The organism is Rhodococcus sp. NPDC057297 (genome assembly GCF_042667435.1).
Taxonomy (GTDB): Bacteria; Actinomycetota; Actinomycetes; order Mycobacteriales; family Mycobacteriaceae; genus Rhodococcoides.
On record NZ_JBHUZE010000001.1, the window covers coordinates 255,622 to 276,190 of the forward strand.

Genomic DNA, 20,569 nt, shown 5'->3' on the forward strand with positions numbered 1-20,569 from the left:
CTGACGGTTGCGGTGGCGCCATTCATGCCGAAGCGAGAAGAAACTACCTCTGCGGCGCCTGGGTGGGGACGATCGGCGCGGGCAATGCAGTGGCACCCTGCAGGAAGGTGTCGACGGCGGCTGCGCAGGAGCGACCCTCGGCGATGGCCCACACGATGAGCGACTGGCCGCGGCCCATGTCACCGGCGACGAAGACGCCAGGCACATTGGTGACCCACTCGTTCGAGCGCTTGACGTTGCCGCGCTCGTTCAGGTCCACACCGAGATCGGTGAGCAGGCCTGGCTTCTCCGGTCCGACGAAGCCCATGGCGAGGAGGACGAGATCGGCCTCGAGGGTGAACTCGCTGCCCTCGACCTTCTCGAACTTGCCTGCCTTGAACTCGACCTCGTGAGCTTCGAGTCCGGTGACCTTGCCGTCCTTGCCGAGGAAACGCTCGGTGTTGACGGAGAACACGCGCTCGCCGCCCTCTTCGTGCGCCGACGCGACACGGAACATCAGCGGGTACAGCGGCCACGGAGTGGACGTTGCACGCTCTTCCGGCGGACGCGCCATGATCTCGAACTGATGGACGCTTGTCGCGCCCTGACGGTGCGAGGTACCGAGGCAGTCCGCACCGGTGTCGCCGCCGCCGATGATGACGACCTTCTTGCCCTCGGCGCTGACGGGAGGCTCGGCGAAGTCGCCCTGCTGCACGCGGTTGGCGTGGGGCAGGAACTCCATGGCCTGGTAGATGCCCTCGTTCTCACGGCCTTCGATCGGCAGATCGCGCCACGCGGTGGCACCACCGGACAGAACGACAGCGTCGAATTCCGCGCGCAGTTCGTCGGCCGTGATGTCGACGCCGACGTTGACGCCGGTGCGGAACACCGTGCCCTCGGCCTCCATCTGCGCCAGACGGCGGTCGATGTGGCGCTTCTCCATCTTGAACTCGGGGATGCCGTAGCGCAGCAGTCCACCGATGCGGTCGGCGCGCTCGAAGACCGTCACGGTATGGCCGGCACGCGTCAGCTGCTGCGCTGCAGCGAGACCCGCAGGACCGGAGCCGACGACGGCGACCGTCTTGCCGGTCAGGTGCGTCGGGTAGACCGGGGTGACCCAGCCTTCCTCGAAGGCCTTGTCGATGATCTCGACCTCGACCTGCTTGATCGTCACCGGATCCTGGTTGATGCCCAGGACGCACGACGCCTCGCACGGCGCCGGGCACAGCCGCCCGGTGAACTCCGGGAAGTTGTTGGTGGCGTGCAGTCGGTCGATTCCTTCACGCCAGCGGTCCTTGAAGACCAGGTCGTTCCACTCGGGGATCAGGTTCCCGAGCGGGCAGCCGTTGTGGCAGAACGGAATTCCGCAGTCCATGCACCGACTGGCCTGGGTCTGCAGAGTGTCCTTCGAGAAGTCTTCGTAGACCTCTTTCCAGTCCATCAGTCGCAGGTCGACCGGCCGACGCTTCGGCAGTTCGCGGACAGTGTTCTTCAGAAATCCCTGTGGGTCACCCACGAGCTGCCTCCATGATCGCCTCGTCCACGTCCGCGCCGTTCTTCTCGGCCTCGGAGATGGCAAGCAGTACCTTCTTGTAATCGCGAGGCATGACCTTCACGAAGTGGTTCACCTGCTGTGACCAGTCCGCCAGGATGCGCTCCGCGACATCGGATCCCGTTTCCTCGTGGTGGCGAGTGACGATTTCCTTGAGCCAGGTGAACTCGTCGCCCTCGATGTTCTCGATGTCGACCAGCTCGGTGTTGAGGTTCGCCTCGAACGTCTTGTTCGGGTCGAAGACGAACGCCACGCCGCCGGACATACCGGCACCGAAGTTGCGGCCGGTCTCACCGAGGATGACGACCTTTCCACCGGTCATGTACTCGCAGCCGTGGTCGCCGACACCTTCGACGACGGCAACGGCACCGGAATTGCGGACCGCGAAACGCTCGCCGACGACGCCGCGGATGAGAGCCTCACCCTGCGTCGCGCCGAACAGGAAGACGTTGCCACCGATGATGTTGTCCTCGGCGACGAATCCTGCAGGAGCGTTCAGCGACGGCCGCACGATGATGCGTCCACCGGACAGGCCCTTGCCGACGAAGTCGTTGGCGTCGCCGTTGAGGCGGAGAGTCATGCCCGACGGCACGAACGCGCCGAAGCTGTTACCGGCCGAACCCGTGAACGTGATGTCGATGGTGTTGTCCGGCAGGCCGACTCCGCCGTACGCCTTGGTCAGCTCATGGCCGAGCATGGTGCCGACGGTGCGGTTGACGTTGGTGATCTTGGACTCGAACGTGACCTTCTCGCCCTTGTCCAGAGCATTGCGACTCTGAGCGATGAGCTGCTGGTCCAGCGCCTTTTCCAGCCCGTGATCCTGGACGCCCGTGTTGTAGAGGTCCTGGTTCATGAACGCCGACTCGACCTCGTCGAGGATGGGCGACAGATCCAGCTTGGACGCCTTCCACGCTTCCTTCGCGGCGGTGGTGTCCAACAGGGCGACCTGACCGACGGCTTCGTTGAGCGTGCGGAAGCCGAGCTCGGACAGAAGCTCGCGAACCTCTTCTGCGATGAACATGAAGAAGTTCTCGACGAACTCGGGCTTGCCTGCGAAACGCTTGCGCAGCACCGGGTTCTGCGTCGCGACACCGACGGGGCAGGTGTCGAGGTGGCAGACGCGCATCATGATGCAGCCCGACACGACGAGAGGCGCGGTCGCGAAACCGAACTCCTCGCCACCGAGCAGTGCGGCGACCATGACGTCGCGACCGGTCTTGAGCTGTCCGTCGACCTGCACGACAATGCGGTCACGGAGACCGTTGAGCAGCAGCGTCTGCTGGGTCTCGGCGAGACCGAGTTCCCACGGTCCACCTGCGTGCTTGACCGACGTCAGCGGCGTGGCACCGGTGCCGCCGTCGTGGCCGGAGATGAGCACCACGTCGGCGTGCGCCTTGGAGACACCGGCCGCGACCGTGCCGACTCCAACCTCGGAGACCAGCTTCACGTGGATGCGTGCCTGCGGGTTGGCGTTCTTCAGGTCGTGGATCAGCTGAGCGAGATCCTCGATCGAGTAGATGTCGTGGTGCGGCGGCGGCGAGATGAGGCCGACGCCAGGCGTCGAGTGACGAACCTCGGCGACCCACGGGTACACCTTGTGCGCCGGAAGCTGGCCGCCCTCACCGGGCTTGGCACCTTGGGCCATCTTGATCTGGATGTCGGTGCAGTTGGTCAGGTAGTGCGAGGTGACACCGAAGCGACCCGACGCCACCTGCTTGATCGCGCTACGACGCCAGTCGCCGTTCTCGTCGGGCTCGAAGCGGTCGACACTCTCGCCGCCCTCACCGGAGTTGGAACGTCCGCCGAGGCGGTTCATGGCGATCGCGAGGGTCTCGTGAGCCTCGGCTGAGATGGATCCGTAGCTCATCGCGCCCGTCGAGAATCGCTTGACGATCTCCGAGGCGGGCTCCACCTCGTCGATGGAAATCGACTGGCGCTCTTCGGTCTTGAAGCGGAACAGACCGCGAAGCGACGCGAGGCGCTCGGACTGATCGTCGACCATCTTCGTGTATTCCTTGAAGATGTCGTACTGACCGGTGCGGGTCGAGTGCTGCAGCTTGAACACGGTGTCGGGGTTGAAGAGGTGGTACTCCCCTTCACGGCGCCACTGGTACTCGCCGCCGACCTCGAGTTCACGGTGTGCACGTTCCTGACGGTTCTCGAGGTACGCCATGCCGTGGCGGGTGGCCACGTCCTGTGCGATCTGCTCGAGTTCGATACCGCCGAGGTGGCTGTTCAAACCGGTGAAGTACTCGTCGACGAGACCCTGCGACAGGCCGATGACCTGGAACAGCTGAGCGCCGGTGTACGAGGCGAGGGTGGAGATGCCCATCTTGGACATCACCTTCAGCACGCCCTTGCCTGCTGCCTTGATGTAGTTGGAGACGGCCTTGTCGAACTCGATGCCCGTCAGTGCACCGCGCTCGATCATGTCCTCGATGGACTCGAACGCCATGTACGGGTTGACCGCAGCGGCACCGAAGCCGATGAGCAGAGCCATGTGGTGCACCTCGCGTGCATCACCGGACTCCACGATCAGACCGACCTTGGTACGCGTCTTCTCACGCACGAGGTGGTGGTGCACCGCCGAGGTCAGCAGCAGCGACGGGATCGGGGCCAGCTTCTCGCTCGACTCACGGTCCGACAGCACGATGATGCGCGCGCCACCGGAGATGGCGGCGGACACCTGAGCGCGGATGGCCTCCAACGACTTCTGCAGACCTTCGCCGCCTTCGGCGACGGGGTAGAGGCCGCGCACGACGACCGAGCGCAGGCCTTCCTGGGTGCCCTCGTCGTTGATGTGGACGAGCTTGGCCAGGTCGTCGTTGTGCAGGATCGGCTGCGGGAGCACGATCTGCTTGCACGCGTCGGGGCCGGGGTTGAGCAGGTCGCCCTCGGGTCCGATCGTTCCGCCGAGGCTGGTGACGATCTCCTCGCGGATCGCGTCGAGCGGCGGGTTGGTGACCTGCGCGAAGAGCTGCGAGAAGTAGTCGAACAGCATCCGAGGACGAGCCGACAGCACGGCGATCGGAGTGTCGGTACCCATCGAACCGATGGCCTCGGCGCCGGTCTTCGCCATCGGCGAGACCAGAACGTTCAGCTCCTCGGTGGTGTAGCCGAAGATCTGCTGACGGATGAGAACGCGGTCGTGCGGCATGTGCACGTGCGGACGGTCCGGCAGGTCGTCGATCGAAGTCAGACCTTCGTCGAGCCACTGCTGGTACGGGTGCTCGGCGGCGAGCTCGTCCTTGATCTCGTCGTCGGAGACGATGCGGCCCTGCGCGGTGTCCACCAGGAACATACGGCCGGGCTGCAGACGAACCTTGCGGACGACCTTCGCCGGATCGATGTCCAGGACGCCGACCTCGGAGGCCATGACGACCAGACCGTCGTCGGTGACCCAGAGTCGGCTGGGGCGCAGACCGTTTCGGTCCAGGACCGCGCCGATGACGGTGCCGTCGGTGAAACACACCGACGCCGGTCCGTCCCAGGGCTCCATCAGCGAGGAGTGGTACTTGTAGAACGCCCGGCGAGCGGGGTCCATCGACTCGTGACGCTCCCAGGCTTCGGGAATCATCATGAGGACGGCATGCGGAAGGCTGCGTCCGCCGAGGTGCAGAAGCTCGAGAACCTCGTCGAAACGTGCAGTGTCGCTTGCACCTTCGGTGACGACCGGGAAGATCTTCTCGAGGGCGTCGGATCCACCGAACACGTCGGAGGTGATGAGCGCCTCGCGGGCGCGCATCCAGTTCTCGTTACCGGTGGCGGTGTTGATCTCACCGTTGTGCGCGACGCGGCGGAACGGGTGCGCCAGCGGCCACGACGGGAACGTGTTGGTGGAGAAACGCGAATGCACAAGGCCGAGAGCGCTTTCCACACGCTCGTCCTGCAGGTCGAGATAGAAGCCCTTGAGCTGAGGCGTCGTCAGCATGCCCTTGTAGACGAAGGTCTGCGAGGACAGCGACGGGAAGTAGACGGTCTCGCGGCCGGGGCCGTCCTTGCCCGCGCCCTCTTCGCCGAGCTCGTGCTCGACGCGCTTACGGATGACGAAGGCAGCGCGCTCGAGAGCCAGATCGGTAACGGAGTTGTCCGGCGAGGCGAAGAACAATTGACGGAACGTCGGCATCGCGTCGCGCGCGAGCGCCCCGAGGGAGGAGTCGTCGGTGGGAACCTCACGCCACCCGAGGACCTTCATGCCCTCTTCTTCGACGATGCGGACGACGTCGTCGCTCGCACGGGCGGCGTCTTTCTTGCCCTGCGGCAGGAATGCGATTCCGGTGGCGTACGAACCAGCGGCGGGCAGCTCGAAATCGACCACGGCACGGAAGAACGCGTCCGGTACCTGGATCAGGATTCCGGCGCCGTCACCGGTGTTGGGTTCGGAGCCGGCGGCGCCCCGGTGCTCGAGGTTGACCAGCGCGGTGATGGCCTTCTCGACGATGTCTCGACTACGACGACCATGCATGTCCACCACGAACGCGACACCACATGAGTCGTGTTCGTTGCGGGGGTCGTAGAGGCCTTGGGGGCCCGGAGTGTGCTTCATACCTAGCCTTCGGATAAGTCCAGCCTTCAAGTACGTCGGATCGGCGCGGTGCAGATAACCGGCCGTCGCGGACGGCTATTCGGTGCCGTTCGCCGTTGAAGCAGCACCACCGGAGGCGATCTTCGGATAACGTCGAGCGGGTGCGCTCGAAACGGTGAAACGAAGGTGCCTTTCGGGCGGATCGACAATTGGGTACGTCGGTCCAACAACAAACGATAAGTCAGCACCTAGGCCAACCTGCAAATAAGGTAAGCCTATTCAGGCTCTCTACCTGGACTTTTACAATTCCCTGACCCTTGCATTGCGCCCCCCTGGCTCGTTCGATGATCGTTCGAACCCGAAAAATACCCTCATCGACCCGCGTTCGCGGCGAGTTCTGCGGTACTGGAAGAGGATCCGGGAATTACACGGACGACATTCGAGTCTCGTGGACACGTATCGGGGGCGATCACCCCGAAAAAGACTACCCGAAAAAGACTACTGGCCGCAGCGAGTGAATCAGCTGCGGCCAGTGTTGTGGGCGGAGGGGGACTTGAACCCCCACGTCCCGAAGGACACTGGCACCTGAAGCCAGCGCGTCTGCCATTCCGCCACCCGCCCGGGCGACCGGTGAACATTAACACGCAGATATCGCTGCATGAAAATCGTGTCCGTTCGTCGGCCGACCGCAGCACCGACAGGCTCCGAGCGGCAACGTATATCATGCTGAGACGACGACCTGTAGGCGACACGCGCCTGAGGCGCAATCCAACGAAGCACGACCGGGAAGTGAGGTCACCATGGGCATTGTCCAGCGTTTCGAGCGAAAGCTCCAAGGCGCAGTGGGCGACGTCTTCGCCCGAGTGTTCGGCGGTGGTGTCGTCCCTCAAGAGGTCGAGGCGGCGCTTCAGCAGGAGGCGTCGGACAGAGTCCGCCCACTCGACGGTGGTCATTATCTCGCGCCGAACAGCTATGTGATCACCATCAACAGCTCCGATCACGAGGAACTGGCTGCGGACCAGGACCTGACCATGAAGGCATTCTCCCGCCACCTGGGCGACTACATACGCGATCAGGGCTGGCAGACGTACGGAGAGATCGCGGTTCGCTTCGAGCCGTCCCCTACTTTGCACACCGGCCAGTTCCGGGCCAGTGGTTCGGTCGACCCCGATGTGGGACGATCACCGACTGCAGCCGGTGCCGCGCCACAGAAACCTGCAGCACCCGGTCCGCGACCCCCGCGCCCGTCCGCCACACCTAAGTCGACATCAGGAGCCGGCCACATGACGCAGAACCCAGGTTACGACCCGCAACGCGACCCGGCCGACGGCTCTCGCCCCGACCCTCGCGCACGCGGTGGATACCCGGCGCCGGGTCAGGATCCTCGGTACGCACAGCAGAACGGGCGCGATCCGCGCGCAGCAGCTCAGGACTACCGCAACGGTGCGCCGTACGGGGGCGGCTACGGCGCCCCGGCAGCGCAGGCACCCGTACAAGAAGGCCAGTACGACCCTCGGTCCTACGGTCAGGGCCACGACGACCAGGCGTACGGCGACCAGCAGTACGCAGATCAGGGCTACGACCAGCAGTATTCCGATCAGGGTTACGACCAGCAGGCATACGGCCAACAGGCGTACTCGGATCAGAACGGGTACGAGCAGGCGGGGCATGAGCAGGCTGCACGTGATCAGGGTGGCCAGGCCTACTCCGATCCGTCGTACGGACGCCAGGGTTACGAACAGCAGGGTTACGACCAGCAGGCATACGGTCAGCAGCACTACGGTCAGCAGGCGTACGCGGACCAGGGCTACGACCAGCAGGCGTACGCAGAACCGGCCGGCTACCAGCAGCCCGCGTACGACTACCCGCCGCAGCAGAACGGCTACCCGCAGGGCCAGTACCCCACCGCGGGATACCAGCAGCCTGCTTACGGTTACGACGAGCCCGCGTACTCCGACAGCCAGGGTCTGACGGCAACGCTGCAACTCGAGGACGGCAGCGGACGGTACTTCCAGCTCCGTGACGGCCAGAACATCATCGGTCGTGGCCAGGATGCCCAGTTCCGTCTACCGGACACCGGCGTGTCCCGCCGACACGTCGAGATCCGCTGGGACGGCCGGGTGGCAATGCTCTCCGACCTGGGCTCCACCAACGGAACGACGGTCAACGGATCCCCGGTCCAGGATTGGCAACTCGCCGACGGCGACGTCATTCGCGCTGGTCACTCGGAGATCCTCGTCCGCATCGTCTGACGCACCTCACCCGTATGGTGATCGACACGCGCAGCTTCCCCTTAGGATGCTGCGTGAGACGTCGTGTCATTACGATCGCTGGCGACTCGGGGGGAGATCCCGGCGTACGCCCGCGACGCCGACCAAGTACGACCTGCGAAGGAGGTGGACGGCTGTGCAGGGCTTGATTCTGCAGTTGACCAGGGCAGGCTTTCTGCTGTTGTTGTGGTTCTTCGTCTGGGCCGTGCTTCGCACACTTCGCAGCGATATCTACGCGGCGTCGGGCATGCGGATGCCTGCGCGGTACTCGGGCGGATCGAAGGTCCTCCCGTCGTTCAACAAACAGAAGGTTGCCAAGAATCTAGTGGTGACACAGGGCGGTCTCGCCGGAACACGAATTTCACTCGGTACACAGCCTGTTCTCATCGGCCGCGCGGACGACTCCACGCTCGTGCTGACCGACGATTACGCGTCGACTCGCCATGCTCGAATCTCGCCACGCGGTGGTGATTGGTACGTCGAGGATCTGGGTTCGACCAACGGGACCTATCTCGATCGCGCGAAGGTGACGACGGCAGTTCGAGTTCCGCTCGGCACTCCGGTGCGTGTCGGTAAGACCGTGATCGAGCTGCGCCCGTGACACTGGTACTGCGATACGCCGCCCGCAGTGATCGCGGCTTGGTGCGCTCGAACAACGAGGATTCCGTCTACGCCGGTGCCCGTCTTCTCGCCCTCGCCGACGGCATGGGCGGGCACGCGGCAGGCGAGGTGGCGTCGCAGTTGATGATTGCAGCGCTCGCGCACCTCGACGACGACGAGCCGGGCGACGATCTCCTCGGCAAGCTCGAGGCCGCGACGCGCGAAGGCAACGCGTCCATCGCCGATCAGGTCGAGGAAGAGCCCGAGCTCGACGGCATGGGCACCACCCTCACCGCGATTCTGTTCGCGGGCAGGAAGATCGGGCTCTGCCACATCGGCGACTCCCGCGCGTACATGCTCCGCGAGACCAAGCTGACCCAGATCACTCGCGACGACACGTTCGTCCAGTCCCTCGTCGACGAGGGCAGGATCACTGCCGAACAGGCACATACGCATCCGCAGCGTTCGCTGATCATGCGTGCACTGACCGGCAACGAGATCGAGCCGACGCTGACCGTGCGGGAAGCGAAGGCCGGAGACCGTTACCTCCTGTGCTCCGACGGATTGTCCGACGTCGTGAGCGACGAGACCATCGAGAACACGATGAACGAGGGCGATTGCGCGTCGTGCGCGGACCGCCTCATCGAATTGGCGTTGCGCAGTGGCGGTCCGGACAACGTGACTGTCGTCGTCGCCGACGTCGTCGACATCGACTACGGGCAGAGCTCACCCATTCTCGGCGGCGCAGCCAGCACCGAGGACGAGGAAGACGCTCCGCCGCCGAACACGGCAGCCGGACGCGCTGCGGCAATGCGCCCACCCCGGACCACACCGAAGCGGGTGACGACGCCTGCGCCGGTGCCGGAGAAGAAGTCGCACAAGCTGCGGTGGACGCTGGTTGCTCTCGCCGTCGTCGCACTGCTCGTCGGTGGCGCTTTCGTTGCCAACGCGGCCATCCGTGGCAACTACTACGTCGGCGAGGACAACGGCCGCGTCGCCGTGATGCGCGGTGTGCCCGGTTCGATCCTCGGATACTCGCTGCAATCCGTGCACAGCGTCGGATGCCTCGGCGACGAGGGCGCACTCACGTTGAGCGCACCCGACACCGTTCCCGCCGACTGCACCGTCTTCCAGGTCGACGACCTCGCACCTGCCGCACGCGAGCAGGTGCGCGCGGGGCTGCCGTCGGGCAAGCTGGACGACGTCAACAGCCAGATGAACCGCCTCGCCTCGGGAGATCTTCTCCCGCCGTGCGACGAGGTCGCTGCGACGACGAGTCAGACCACACCGTCGCCGACGCCTGCCGCGCCTCCCGCGGATCCGGCCGCACCTCCCGCCGACCCGGCCGCGCCGCCTGCCGATCCTGCCGCGCCGCCGACCACGACCACTCCGGCGCCCACGGTTACCCAGTTGCCGGGTCAGAACTGCAGGACCGGTACTTGATGAGCTCCAATCCATCTGTGGGGGCGTCCTTTCCGAGCCCACCGGGCGGATTCGCGCCTGCTCCGGTCCAGTCCAATCGCCGCAACATCGAGTTGCTTCTGCTCGGTATCGCAGTGCTCATCACGACGCTGTCGCTCGTTCTGGTGGAAGCCAGCCAGGAACAGGCGATCACGTGGGATCTGGCGAAGTACGGTCTGGCGTACCTCGCTCTGGTCACGGTCGCTCACCTGGCCGTGCGTCGGTTCGCTCCGTACGCGGACCCGCTGCTGCTTCCGATCGTGGCGCTGCTCAACGGGCTCGGATTGGTGTTGATCCATCGCCTGGATCTCGCGGACCAGCAGTCGGCTGCATATCTGGGACAGGAGATTCCGTCTCCCGACGCCAACCAGCAAGTGCTGTGGACAACACTGGCTATCGCCGGTTTCATCGCGCTCCTCGTGCTCCTTCGCGACTACCGCACTCTCGCTCGGTACAGCTACACCGTCGGATTGTGCGGTTTGGTGCTGCTCGCCATCCCGGCCGTCCTGCCATCGGCGTTCTCCGAGGTCAACGGTTCGAAGATCTGGATCCGGCTGCCCGGGTTCAGCATTCAGCCGGGTGAGTTCGCCAAGATCCTGCTGCTCATCTTCTTCGCGTCGCTGTTGGTCGCCAAACGAGAACTGTTCACCACCGCCGGCAAGCACTTCCTCGGCATGGACTTCCCGCGTGCCCGCGACCTGGGGCCCATCCTTCTGGTGTGGATCGTCTCCGTCGGTGTTCTCGTGTTCGAGAAGGATCTCGGTTCCTCGCTGCTGATCTTCGGCACCGTGCTGGTCATGATCTACATCGCGACCGAACGCGTCGGATGGCTCATCATCGGTTTCGGCCTGCTGCTCGTCGGGTTCCTGTTCGCGTACCAGGTGTTCGGCCACGTCAAGATCCGTACCGACACGTGGCTGCACCCGTTCGACGACTACAACGACACCGGCTACCAGATCGTCCAGTCGATGTTCAGTTTCGCCACCGGTGGTCTCGCGGGAACAGGCCTCGGCAGCGGACGTCCGTCGCAGGTGCCGTTCGCGAAGACCGACTTCATCATCGCGGCCATCGGCGAGGAACTCGGTCTCATCGGACTCACCGCGGTGCTGGTCCTGTACCTGGTCTTCATCATCCGTGGTCTGCGGACGGCGTTGGCGGTGCGTGACAGCTTCGGCAAGCTCCTCGCCGCAGGCCTGTCCTTCACCGTCGCGATCCAGTTGTTCGTCGTCGTCGGCGGCGTCACCAAGCTCATCCCGCTCACCGGCCTCACCACGCCGTACCTGTCCTACGGAGGATCGTCGCTTCTCGCCAACTACCTGCTCGTCGCCCTGCTGATCAAGATCTCCGACGCCGCGCGTGAACCCGCGACGCCGAAGAAGAAGCCGGCACCGGCCGCCCCCATCGCCGAGGCGCCGACCGAGATGGTGAAGCGCTCATGAACACTCCGCTCCGCCGCGTCTCCGTCGCCGTCATGGTGATGGTCGTCGCGCTGCTCCTCAACGCCACGTACCTGCAGGTCATCAAGGCCGACGACCTGCGGTCCGATCCACGCAACTCCCGAGTCCTGCTCGACGAGTACTCCCGCCAGCGCGGTCAGATCTCGGCCGGCGGCCAGGTCCTCGCCGCGTCGATCGCCACCGACGATCGGTACAAGTACCTGCGTACCTATCCACCGAACCAGTTGGCGCCCAACAGCCCGATGGCCAACGCCCCGATCACCGGTTTCTACTCGATGCTGTATTCGAGCACCGGCCTCGAGCGGACCGAGGATCAGGTACTCAACGGTTCCGACGACCGCCTGTTCGGTCGCCGGCTGTTCGACCTGATCTCCGGGCGCGATCCACGCGGCGGCAACGTCGTCACCACGATCGATCCCGTCGTTCAGCAGGTCGCCTACGATCAGCTGTTCTCCCGGGGATACACCGGATCGGTCGTGGCGATCGAACCGTCGACCGGCAACATCCTCGCGATGGCCAGCTCGCCGAGCTACGACCCGAACCTGCTGGCCAGCCACGACGGTGCGCAGACCACCGAGGCCTGGGACGCACTGAACGCCGACCCCGCGAAACCGCTTCTGAACCGCGCCATCTCGGCGACGTACCCGCCCGGGTCGACGTTCAAGGTGCTCGTCACCGCCGCGGCCCTGGAGAACGGTGCAACACCCGACGACCAGTTGACGGCGGCGCCGACCATCACCCTGCCCGGCACCGAGACCACCCTGGAGAACTACAACGGCAGCACCTGCGGCGGCGGCCCGACGGCGACACTGCGCGAGGCCTTCGCGCGCTCGTGCAACACCGCCTTCGTCGAGCTCGGTATCGCAACCGGCGCCGACGCGCTGAAGGACACGGCCAGCGCATTCGGCATCGGCAGCGAGACGACGTCGCTTCCGTTGCCTGTCGCGGACAGCACCATCGGCCAGATCCCCGACGACGCTGCTCTCGGCCAGTCCAGCATCGGACAGCGCGATGTCGCGCTGACGCCGTTGCAGGACGCGGTGATCGCGGCGACCGTCGCCAACTCCGGCGTACGGATGGACCCGCACCTGGTCAGTCAGCTGCAGTCCCCTGACCTGTCCAACCTGTCGACGACGGTCCCGCAGTCCGCAGGCGACGCGATCAGTCCCGAAACCGCGAAGACGCTCACCGACCTGATGATCGGGTCGGAGAACAACACCGGCGGCGAAGGCAAGATCCCGGGTGTGCAGATCGCGTCGAAGACCGGAACCGCCGAACACGGCACCGATCCGCGGAACACGCCGCCGCACGCCTGGTACATCGGGTTCGCGCCCGCCGACAATCCGAAGATCGCAATCGCAGTAATCGTCGAGGACGGCGGTGACCGCGCCCTCGCCGCAACCGGTGGGTCGGTCGCAGCTCCGGTCGGTCGTGCCGTCATCGCTGCCGGATTGCAGGGGAGGTGACCATCTCGTGCCACTGAAGAACGGTGCAGTCATTGCACAGCGCTACCGCCTGCTACGACTGATCGCGACAGGCGGAATGGGCCAGGTGTGGGAGGCGATGGACAACCGCCTCGACCGCAAGGTCGCCGTCAAGGTGCTCAAGGCCGAGTTCTCCGAGGACCCGGAGTTCTTGCAGCGCTTCCGTTTCGAAGCCCGGACCACCGCCCAGCTCAACCACCCCGGCATCGCGGGTGTCTACGACTACGGCGAGACGCGCGACGAAGCAGGCGAATCACTCGCGTACCTGGTGATGGAACTCGTCAATGGCGAACCACTCAATGCCGTCCTCGGACGCATCGGCCGGCTCCCCCTGGGTCATGCCCTCGACATGCTCGAGCAGACCGGGCGTTCACTGCAGGTCGCCCACACCGCGGGAGTGGTACACCGCGACGTCAAGCCGGGAAACATCCTGATCACTCCGGCCGGCCAGGTGAAGATCACCGACTTCGGAATCGCGAAGGCCGTCGACGCCTCCCCGGTCACCAAGACCGGCATGGTGATGGGCACCGCGCAGTACATCGCGCCGGAACAGGCCCTGGGCGAAGAAGCCACCTCGGCTTCCGACGTCTACTCCCTCGGAGTCGTCGGATACGAGGCGTTGTCGGGGACACGTCCGTTCGTCGGTGACGGGGCCCTGACGGTCGCGATGAAGCACGTCCGCGAGACACCTGCCCCGCTGCCCGCCGACCTCCCCGCAGGTGTCCGAGAGCTCATCGAGATCACGATGGCGAAGGACCCGGCACAGCGCTACGCCAACGGTGGTGAATTCGCCGACGCCGTCGCCGCTGTCCGCGCAGGCCGCAGGCCGCCGGCTCCCGGTACCAGTCGGGGGCCTGGCACGGGTCGCGTGATGATGCCGGGGGTCGTACCGGCGCCGACGCCGACCAGCACACAGATGATGCCGACGTCGCAGAACCGCTACACCGGCCCGCAGACAGGTGCCGCTGCGCCTGCCGTACCCGAACAGACCGGCATGTCCTCGGCGCAGAAGGCTCTCGCCTGGGGCGGTGGAGGCCTGTTGCTGCTCGCGATCGTCATCGGAGGGTTCGTGCTGCTGAATCGGGAGGACGAAACTCCCGCTCCGTTCGTCCCGCCGACGACGTCTCAGCAGCCGGTAACCACCACCACGACCACCACACAGCCGACCACCACCACGACCGAACCGACGACGACCACCACGGAACCGACCACCACCACGACGACCACCACCACGGAACCGACGACGACCGAACCGACCACCACCTCGGAGACCACGACGACGAGCCGCGGCGGGATCACCATCCCGTCGTTCACGTTGCCGTCCATCCCCGGAATCGGCGGCGGCCAGGAGGAAGAACCTCAGGCGTCGGGCGCCACGGACGGCGCAGCCGCCGCGGACGAATTCTCGGATCGACCCCCCACCGATCGACCCTTCTTTGATCGACTAGGACAGCCATGACGACTCCCCGCAACCTCTCGTCCCGCTACGAGCTGGGCGAGATTCTCGGATTCGGTGGCATGTCCGAGGTTCATCTCGCGCGCGACAATCGCCTCGACCGCGACGTCGCCATCAAGGTCCTGCGGGCGGACCTCGCCCGCGACCCCACGTTCTACCTGCGTTTCCGCCGGGAAGCTCAGAACGCGGCCGCGCTGAACCATCCCGCGATCGTCGCGGTCTACGACACCGGTGAAGCCGAGACGGAAGCAGGACCGCTTCCGTTCATCGTCATGGAGTACGTCGACGGCAGCACGCTGAGGGACATCGTTCGCGCCGAAGGCCCCATGCCTGCCAGGCGCGCGATGGAAGTCATCGCCGACGTCTGTGCTGCGCTGGATTTCTCGCACCGCAACGGAATCGTCCACCGCGACGTCAAGCCGGCGAACGTGATGATCAACAACGCCGGCGCCGTCAAGGTCATGGATTTCGGCATCGCCCGTGCCATCGCCGACAGCTCGAGCCCGATGACGCAGACCGCCGCCGTCATCGGAACCGCGCAGTACCTGTCGCCGGAACAGGCCAGAGGCGAGCAGGTCGACGCACGGTCCGACGTGTACTCGCTGGGCTGCGTCCTGTTCGAGATCCTCACCGGTGAGCCGCCGTTCAAGGGTGACTCGCCCGTCGCCGTCGCCTACCAGCACGTCCGTGAGGATCCCGAGCTTCCGTCACGCGTCAACTCCGACGTTCCGCGCGAACTCGACTCGATCATCCTCAAGGCGATGGCCAAGAACCCGGCCAACCGTTACCAGTCCGCCGCGGAGATGCGTACCGATCTGGTCCGCGTACTCGGTGGGCAGCGCCCCAGTGCACCGACGGTCATGAACGACGAGGACCGCACCACGATCCTCGGCGCCATGGATGCACGCGCACCGCAACCGCGAGCGAAGGCGACGGCCGACTCCACCGGCAGTGCGAGCACCGGACGCCATGCGGACTCCGACGATTCGGAGCCGCGGCATCGCGGTGTCAGGATCGCCCTCCTGTCCGTCGCGGCACTGGTGATCGTCGGAATCGTAGGTGCGTTCCTGTGGTCACTCGGCCCCGGCTCCTCACCGGACCGCGTCGCAATCCCCGACGTGTCCAACCTGTCCGCGTCCGACGCCGAAGCGCGTCTCCAGGAGGCGGACCTGCGGGTCGCGATCCAGGAGAAGCCCGACGCCACCGTCGCATCCGGCAACGTCATCACCACCAGACCGGGCGCAGGCGCCGAGGTGGACTCGAAGAGCACCGTCAACCTCGAAGTGTCGACCGGCCCCGAGCAAGTTCAGGTGCCGCAGCTGACCGGCAAGACCGAACAGCAGGCCGCGCAAGCCCTGTCCGCGCTGGGCCTCGAACTCGACGGCACCCGAGCGCGTGCACCGTCGACGCCGGAGAACCTCGACAAGGTCGTCGAGCAGAATCCGTCGTCGGGGGTCGGCATCACCGTCGGATCGTCCGTGAAGATCACTCTCGGCTCCGGTCCTGCGCAGATCCGCGTGCCGGACGTCGTCGGCCAGCAGGTCGCCGTCGCGCAGCCGAACGTCGAAGGCGCCGGATTCAGAGTTCAGGTAGAAAACATCGACTCCAGCCAGCCCGTCGGAGAGGTCGTCTCGACCAGCCCGGCAGGTGGGTCCAACGCAGTCGAAGGTGACACCGTCACTCTGCGGGTGTCCAACGGCGACAAGATCCCGATGCCGGACTTGTTGGGCCTGACGGTGTCCCAGGCACTGTCCGCCCTCGAGTCCGCGGGTTGGACGGGCACGACGTCGAACATCAGCACCACGACCGAGGTCCAGCTCGACCCGACCGTCGTGAACCGCATCGTCAATCAGGCCGAACCAGCCGGGTCGGAGATCACCAAGACCCAGACCGTCAACGTCACGGTCGGCGCCCTGGGAATTCCGGGGCGCTGACCGTCCGCTGTCTGTCCGTATCGCGCGATTACCTACTCGCCTCGTGTATCCACGGATGCGGCGTACGTATCCCGATCAGGCGCGACATGGCACTGAAGTTCGGCCACTGTCGCCGACATCAGCTGGATCGGCATGGAAAGCGCTACGCAGCCATGGTGTTCTGCCGACGCCAAATGAGCCAGCGTCCAGAACGGCGAACGACGATGTATAGAGCGTTCATCTCCGGCGCGCGGCCGTCCTCGGCGCTCTCTTGGGTCGACCAAGCATCTTTCCGGGCGGAAATGACGTCCACGGACAAGGCCACAACGTCGGCCAGCTGATAGTAGGCGGTCGCGTCCCGCAGAAAGTCCGAGGCAAGAGCTTCCCGCGTGGCGTTCTCGATCGCGAGACGACCTTCGAGTACCGCGCCACGGGCGGTCACCACCACGGCATCGTCGGCTAGGTGCGCGTTCATGAGCGCAGAATCTTTGTTGTTGAAGCCGAGCTCGACGTCTTCGAGGATTGTTCGAATAGCCCTGAGGTCAGGGCCGCTCACCGTTCCGAAGCCAGTGGAAGAATTCATGGGTGGAGGCTAAAACCTCGAGTTGACTTCGGGTCAAGCGCCGCACATCCGAGCCGGGGCTAGTTGTACCAACGCCATTCGCTGCGCATTGCCCGGTCCGGCATTTCGCTCCGGCCCGTCGCCCACAGGAGCAGCGTAAACGGATCCACATCCGGTGGGGCGTCGACATCGGGGAACAGTCTGACCAGCACCCGACGGCACAGCAAGCCGTCCGGATTCCACTCGATATCCGTACCGTCGAACAGGTCGTGACCATGCACGATCAATTCGACGGCGGCCATCGCCGCGAACCCTTCGCCGTTGGTCTGGCCGAACACATGAGCAACACTGATGGCCGGCGGGCTCACCGCCACCACCGCGATCAGAATATTCGAGGCGGCCTCGATCATCGCGGCGAGGCCATCGGGGCCGGCTTCGCGGTCGCAGTGCATCAACTCGTCGGGCGATCCGGGGCGACGCTGCGTCGTCTCGAACGGGATATCGCCAGTGACGGTCGGCGCGGCCACGGTTGCCGCGTACACCATCAAATCGTCGGCAACGTGCTCTGCTGTCTCCCAGCGTGTCCACGACAGCGAACCAGCCGGCTGATCCCACAAGCCCGGTTCCAAGGCGGCGATCCCATCGAGCAGGCTCGATGCGAGAAGTCGGACGTCACCGACAAACGACTGTCCTCGTTCCGTCATGTTCATGATCCTGTCAACAGTGCCTCGCGTGGTTCAGAATCGGGTGGCGAACCAATTCTCCTGCTCGAGACGCTGCAGTTCTTGTGACGCTGCTATCGGAACGCCAGCGCCACCTCGGCCTCGAGCCGATCCACCAACGCGTCGTCGGCTTCCGCCCCGCATACCTTCAACCAGTTCGCCAGCATCCGGTGTCCGCCCTCGGTCATGATCGACTCCGGGTGGAACTGGACACCGTGGATCGGAAAGTCTTTGTGCCGCATGGCCATCACCAGACCCGAGTCGGTTCGGCCCGTCACCTCGAGCTCGTCGGGAATGGTGTCGGCGAGCACCGTCAGCGAGTGGTACCGGGTAGCGGTGAACGGTTGCGGCAGCCCTTCGAGGACACCGATGCCATCGTGATTCACCGAGCTGGTCTTGCCGTGCAGCAGTTCCGGCGCGCGGTCGACCGTCGCGCCGAACGCGGCCCCGATCGCCTGGTGCCCGAGGCACACACCCAGCAGAGGGGTCCTTTCCTTCGCCGCGGCGGTGACGAGATCCATCGTCGCTCCTGCACGCTGAGGAGTGCCTGGTCCCGGGCTGAGCAGAATGCCGTCGAAGTCGCGGGCCACGGCGTCGCGGTCGTCCAGGCGCGGATCGTCGTTGCGCCACACCGTCGCGTCGACTCCGAGCTGGCCCAGGTACTGGACGAGGTTGAAGACGAAGCTGTCGTAGTTGTCGACGACGAGGATGCGCATGCGCCCCAGAATAGGTCACGGCCTGTCGCTCATCCTGGCTGGGCGAACTGCAGCCGAAGAGACCCCTGGTAGGCGGGCACCGTCAGATCGTCGGAGGCGCCGACGGTGAGACCGAGGCCGTAACGGACCGAGTACTGCCGAAACAGTTGCACACCCGGCTCGGCGTCGAGAGCGGCGTTCAGTGCGGCCGCATCGCCCAGCGCGGTGACGATGTACGGCGGGCTGTACGTCCGCCCGCCCAGCAGCAACGTGTTTCCGATGCATCGGGGTGCGACATTGCCGGCGACCCGCTGGTCCTGCATCGCGAGCGCCGTCGCGCCGCCGGACCACAACGCGTTGAGAACGCTCTGCACATCCTGTTGATGGACGACGAGATCGTCCGGGGATGCGTCCGACGCGTACCGCCCGTCGCTTCCCCTCGGTGCATCGGTCAACGTCACCACGACTCCCGGGCCCGATTCCGCCTCGAGCCCGGCAGGCGCCAACAGTGGGCCGACGCCGGCGAGCGCGTCGGCGACGTCCGAGTCTCCGGCGCCGGCCTCCCGCTGGAGTTGCTCGACCTGCACCGCCAACTCGTCCCGCGTGCTCTCGGCCTGGTCCGCACTGTCCTGAGCTGATCTGACCAGCGTCGACAGGCGTGTGGTGTCGGTCCGACGGATCTCGTCACCGCTGGAGAACTGCCGCGTGGTGGACAGCAGCACACCGACGAGAAGGCACACGACGACCACCATCACCTGCCATGCGCGCGATGCAAGCACGCCCGAGCGGTCGTTGTCCGAAGCCATGAAATCCTCCGGTGCTCTCCCCAGCGTTTCCGCTGAGCTAGCGTGTACAGGGCATGTGCACGCAGTTGGGCCTTCAGGCTGCCGTGATCATGTGACAGCACCGAACGCTACCTGCTCGGGGGATCTCCGCGGGCCGCAAGGTCACGCAGTGGCGACTCGGCCGTGTTCATCCACAGGCCGGTCCGCGATTGTCCACAGCTGTTCACAGTCCGGTATCCACAGGCACCGCTTCCGTGCACAACACAGACGAAGACCGTGACGACGAAAGGGCGAGGAATGCCGAAATCGAAGGTACGCAAGAAAAAGGACTATGTGATCGCTCCCGGGACGCGTACGCCCGGTTCGGTGGCGTCGGGCCCGTCCAGCCCGTTCTACGTTGCCGTGATGCTCGGATTCATGCTGGTGGGGCTCCTGTGGCTGCTCGTCTACTACTTGGCCGCCGAGGACATCTCGTGGATGAACAGCCTCGGAGCATGGAACTTCCTGATCGGCTTCGGGTTCATGGTGGTCGGTCTCGTCATGACGATGAAGTGGCGATGACGGCGTCGCCCACTCATCGTCCGGCCGAGCTACTTACACACATGTTATTCATCCCCAATGTGGATAAAGCCTGTGGATGAATCGGCCGGCCATCCACAGAATGTGGACAACTTGTCGTGGGCGACACCCATGCCCGCGGTGATAGCACTGACCGTCGGCGGGTTTGCCCTGCTCGTGGCCGCATTTCTCACCGACAACGATCCAGCGGGTCGTGTGTTGATCTCCGTCGGTGCCATCGGCCTGTGGATAATCGCGGGTCTCGCTGCGTACCAGCGACCGCGCCTGTGGATAGATTCGGCGGGACGGCTGTCCGTGAAGCGTTTGTCCGGCATTCACACGTACACACGCGAGGAGATCTCCCGGATCACCCTGGTTCCGTACCCCCGCCTGGGGCGACGTGTACCGATGCTCGAGCTGAACGTCCGCCACCCGGGCGAGGACGACGATCGCCTCGTGATCTTCGGCCGGTGGGATCTGGGGACGAGCCCACAGGACGTGTACGACGCCCTCGAGCAGCGCGGCTTCGTCGAGGAGCGCTGACAGCACT

15 protein-coding genes and 1 tRNA gene are annotated in these 20,569 nt (G+C 65.2%); 9 read left to right on the forward strand and 7 right to left on the reverse strand.

The features are described 5' to 3' along the window. Nucleotides 1-43 precede the first annotated feature (43 nt). The 3 genes from ACFULT_RS01210 to ACFULT_RS01220 form a co-directional block, all read right to left on the reverse strand. Complete coding sequence (locus tag ACFULT_RS01210; protein WP_037104035.1) at nucleotides 44-1,495, reverse strand: glutamate synthase subunit beta; 1,452 nt, start codon at nucleotides 1,493-1,495, stop codon at nucleotides 44-46. Further along, entirely contained in the window at nucleotides 1,488-6,077 is a 4,590-nt protein-coding gene (gene gltB / locus ACFULT_RS01215; RefSeq protein ID WP_378480407.1) for a glutamate synthase large subunit, read from the reverse strand. Before gltB ends, ACFULT_RS01210 begins: the two co-directional genes overlap by 8 nt. A gap of 517 nt (nucleotides 6,078-6,594) precedes the next feature. Then, a tRNA-Leu gene (locus tag ACFULT_RS01220) sits at nucleotides 6,595-6,677 on the reverse strand. 179 nt (nucleotides 6,678-6,856) lie between these two features. Here ACFULT_RS01220 and ACFULT_RS01225 point away from each other — a divergent pair. The 7 genes from ACFULT_RS01225 (at nucleotide 6,857) to pknB (ending at nucleotide 16,718) form a co-directional block, all read left to right on the forward strand. Then, on the forward strand, nucleotides 6,857-8,308 hold the full coding sequence (locus tag ACFULT_RS01225) for an FhaA domain-containing protein (protein WP_378480408.1): 1,452 nt from the start codon (nucleotides 6,857-6,859) through the stop codon (nucleotides 8,306-8,308). 154 nt (nucleotides 8,309-8,462) lie between these two features. Continuing rightward, a complete protein-coding gene (locus tag ACFULT_RS01230) occupies nucleotides 8,463-8,927 on the forward strand; it encodes an FHA domain-containing protein (RefSeq protein ID WP_020112263.1) in 465 nt (154 codons plus the stop codon). Then, entirely contained in the window at nucleotides 8,924-10,369 is a 1,446-nt protein-coding gene (locus tag ACFULT_RS01235; protein WP_378480409.1) for a PP2C family protein-serine/threonine phosphatase, read from the forward strand. Before ACFULT_RS01230 ends, ACFULT_RS01235 begins: the two co-directional genes overlap by 4 nt. Further along, nucleotides 10,369-11,826 (forward strand): FtsW/RodA/SpoVE family cell cycle protein, encoded by a 1,458-nt coding sequence (locus ACFULT_RS01240; RefSeq protein ID WP_026347777.1) that lies wholly within the window; start codon nucleotides 10,369-10,371, stop codon nucleotides 11,824-11,826. Before ACFULT_RS01235 ends, ACFULT_RS01240 begins: the two co-directional genes overlap by 1 nt. Continuing rightward, nucleotides 11,823-13,310, forward strand: a complete 1,488-nt coding sequence (locus ACFULT_RS01245; RefSeq protein WP_094720152.1) for a penicillin-binding protein 2 — start codon at nucleotides 11,823-11,825, stop codon at nucleotides 13,308-13,310. Before ACFULT_RS01240 ends, ACFULT_RS01245 begins: the two co-directional genes overlap by 4 nt. A 7-nt stretch (nucleotides 13,311-13,317) precedes the next feature. Continuing rightward, the gene (locus ACFULT_RS01250) at nucleotides 13,318-14,787 is read left to right on the forward strand and encodes a serine/threonine-protein kinase (protein WP_193748923.1); all 1,470 of its coding nucleotides are present in this window, start codon (nucleotides 13,318-13,320) and stop codon (nucleotides 14,785-14,787) included. Further along, the gene (pknB, locus tag ACFULT_RS01255; RefSeq protein ID WP_037110019.1) at nucleotides 14,784-16,718 is read left to right on the forward strand and encodes a Stk1 family PASTA domain-containing Ser/Thr kinase; all 1,935 of its coding nucleotides are present in this window, start codon (nucleotides 14,784-14,786) and stop codon (nucleotides 16,716-16,718) included. The genes ACFULT_RS01250 and pknB overlap by 4 nt, the downstream gene beginning before the upstream one ends. Nucleotides 16,719-16,860: 142 nt before the next feature. On the opposite strand, the gene ACFULT_RS01260 is transcribed toward pknB, so the two are convergent. The 4 genes from ACFULT_RS01260 to ACFULT_RS01275 form a co-directional block, all read right to left on the reverse strand. Further along, nucleotides 16,861-17,280: a YybH family protein gene (locus ACFULT_RS01260; protein ID WP_378480410.1), complete on the reverse strand. Its 420-nt coding sequence runs from the start codon at nucleotides 17,278-17,280 to the stop codon at nucleotides 16,861-16,863. Between the two features lie 59 nt (nucleotides 17,281-17,339). After that, entirely contained in the window at nucleotides 17,340-17,969 is a 630-nt protein-coding gene (locus tag ACFULT_RS01265; protein ID WP_378480411.1) for a maleylpyruvate isomerase N-terminal domain-containing protein, read from the reverse strand. 86 nt (nucleotides 17,970-18,055) lie between these two features. Then, complete coding sequence (locus tag ACFULT_RS01270; RefSeq protein WP_019665036.1) at nucleotides 18,056-18,697, reverse strand: aminodeoxychorismate/anthranilate synthase component II; 642 nt, start codon at nucleotides 18,695-18,697, stop codon at nucleotides 18,056-18,058. A 29-nt stretch (nucleotides 18,698-18,726) separates the two neighbouring features. Continuing rightward, nucleotides 18,727-19,482 carry a DUF881 domain-containing protein gene (locus tag ACFULT_RS01275; RefSeq protein WP_037110017.1) on the reverse strand — a complete coding sequence of 252 codons (756 nt, stop codon included), beginning with the start codon at nucleotides 19,480-19,482 and terminating at the stop codon, nucleotides 18,727-18,729. 276 nt (nucleotides 19,483-19,758) lie between these two features. On the opposite strand from ACFULT_RS01275, the gene crgA reads away from it, so the two are divergent. Continuing rightward, on the forward strand, nucleotides 19,759-20,022 hold the full coding sequence (gene crgA / locus ACFULT_RS01280; RefSeq protein WP_019665038.1) for a cell division protein CrgA: 264 nt from the start codon (nucleotides 19,759-19,761) through the stop codon (nucleotides 20,020-20,022). A 57-nt stretch (nucleotides 20,023-20,079) separates the two neighbouring features. Further along, nucleotides 20,080-20,562 (forward strand): PH domain-containing protein, encoded by a 483-nt coding sequence (locus ACFULT_RS01285; RefSeq protein ID WP_378480412.1) that lies wholly within the window; start codon nucleotides 20,080-20,082, stop codon nucleotides 20,560-20,562. The last annotated feature ends 7 nt before the right edge of the window (nucleotides 20,563-20,569 follow it).